Origin of the sequence: Stieleria sp., from assembly GCF_041595215.1 — a bacterium.
Taxonomy (GTDB): domain Bacteria; phylum Planctomycetota; class Planctomycetia; order Pirellulales; family Pirellulaceae; genus Stieleria; species Stieleria magnilauensis.
The window spans coordinates 1-2,009 of sequence record NZ_JBFHKV010001335.1 but is presented as its reverse complement, the minus strand read 5'-3'; the positions used below and the strand labels follow the sequence as shown (position 1 = coordinate 2,009).

The following is a 2,009-nucleotide window of genomic DNA, read 5'->3' as shown; positions in this document are numbered from 1 at the left end:
GGAACGCATCGATGGCGGCATCCGTCCCGGCACCCTCCGCTTCGGGGGCAAACGTGTAAACCAGGGTCCCCGACAGCAAACCGCCGACGGCCATCACGACGACGATCATCCAAGGCGAAAAGAAATCCGAGCGGTGTTCAAATCGATTGTATTCACCGGCCGCATCGAGCGGTTGATAACCGGCGAACTCGGTCAGCGAATAGCGGACGACGAACTGGCCGAGCACATCGAACGCGATCGCGCCGAGCCCCGCGACGACGCCGATCAACGACGCGAGCAAGATCCATTTTCCCAGCGAATGCAGCTCAAAACGCTTCAGCAATTTCTGCAGACGTTTCACTTGAAAGCGTTTTCCCGGAGCGAATGGCGAGTCGGAGGCGATCCGAGCCGAATCAATCGTGGGCGACCACCTCGGCTCGAGCCATATCGTCGGGCATAAAATCGTCCGCGCGAAGGACCTCGACATTCTCCACACAAATCGTGATCGAATGTCGGTCCACAAATTCGCGCCGCAGCATGTCCAACATCGCTTCGCAAACGGCGGCGGACACCACCAATTCCAACCGCACCTGATCCTGCTTGGACAAGCCCGTCTGCAGACCGTGCCGCCCCGCCCCGCGGCAGGGGATCGCGGTGTAACCACACGCCCCACAGGCGATGAATTGTTCGATCAACGTGTCTTCGAGTGACTCCGATGCCGTCACGGTGATCCTTCGCATTCGCGGCAGACTGCGTTTTCTCGCTGCGTGCGGATTGTCGGCAAGCGGCTTCAGAAAATCTAAGCCGCGGACCTCGAATCGTAAGCCTTCCTGCTCAAAATCCCGCTCCAGCTCGACCAGCTTTTCCATCACGCTGTGGTCGACCAATTTGGCGTCCGACAGATCCACGATCAGGTTGCGGCGCTGGACCAATCCGACCTCTTCGATCTGACGCTTGAAGGGAATCCAGTTGCTGAAGACCGCTGATTGACGGGCGATGATCCGGCTGGTTTGCGGATCGACTTCCTCGATTTCCAGATAGGGTTTGAACATCGATCCCAGCGGGACGCCGTTGGAGACGTGGATGATCATCTTGAGCAAGATGCCGGCGGCCACGCCGATCAGCAGGTCCGTCGCCAACACCATGAACATCGTCGTGACAAAGATCGCCAACTGTTCTTTGCCAATCCGCCAGACATGCACGAATTCCGCCGGGTGGGCCAAGCGATACCCGGTATACACGAGCATCGCCGCCAGGGCCGCCAGCGGGATCCGGTGCAGCACGGTGGGGATCAACGCGACGCAGCAGAGCAGAAAGATGCCGTGCCAGAAATCGGCAAACCGTGTCCGGGCGCCGTTGTCGATGTTGGCTTTGGAACGCACGATTTCGGAGATCATCGGCAATCCGCCGATGCTCGCCGCACACAGGTTGGCCACACCGACAGCGACGATGTCACGGTCCATGTTGGTCTTGCGTTTCCAGGGGTCCAACAGATCGATCGCCTTGGCGCTGAGCAACGATTCCAAACTGCCGATGATGAAAAACATCATCGCCCACTTCCAGGCTTTGAATTGACCCAGCGCCGAGAAGTCGGGCAGCGTGATGTCGTCGAACATCCCGAACGCCCGGTCGGGCATCTTGACCAGGTATTGCTCGCCGAGCTGGTATTCGTGGTTGGCCAAGTGATAGGCGTGGGCGTGTAACAAATCGAACCCCATGCCCATCGGAATGGCGACCAGCAAGACGACCATCGGCGCGGGGACTTTTTTCAGAATTGAAACCCGTTTTCCCGCCATCGGCCAACAGAACATGATCAGCAAACTGACCACGCCGATCGTGGCGATCGCCGGATTGGCCTGGATCACATAGTCGGGGAACTGTCGCAGCATCTCCAACGGTCCCCCGCTGGCTCCGGTCACCCCCAGGGCGACGGGAAACTGTTTGATCACGATGATGATCGCGATCGCGGCGAGCATGCCGTGGACGGCCGAGATCGGAAAGAACTCGCCCAGAATCCCGGCCCGATAGAT

Annotated in this window: 1 protein-coding gene and 1 pseudogene; both read right to left on the bottom strand. The window is 59.1% G+C overall.

Annotation, left to right across the window (positions count from 1 at the left end; genetic code table 11):
• Positions 1–340, bottom strand: a pseudogene (locus ABX749_RS31060) (chloride channel protein); the annotation flags it as partial.
• A gap of 52 nt (positions 341–392) precedes the next feature.
• Positions 393–2,009, bottom strand: a 1,617-nt coding sequence (locus ABX749_RS31055) for a SulP family inorganic anion transporter (protein WP_372899450.1), incomplete at its 5' end; no start/stop codon positions are given.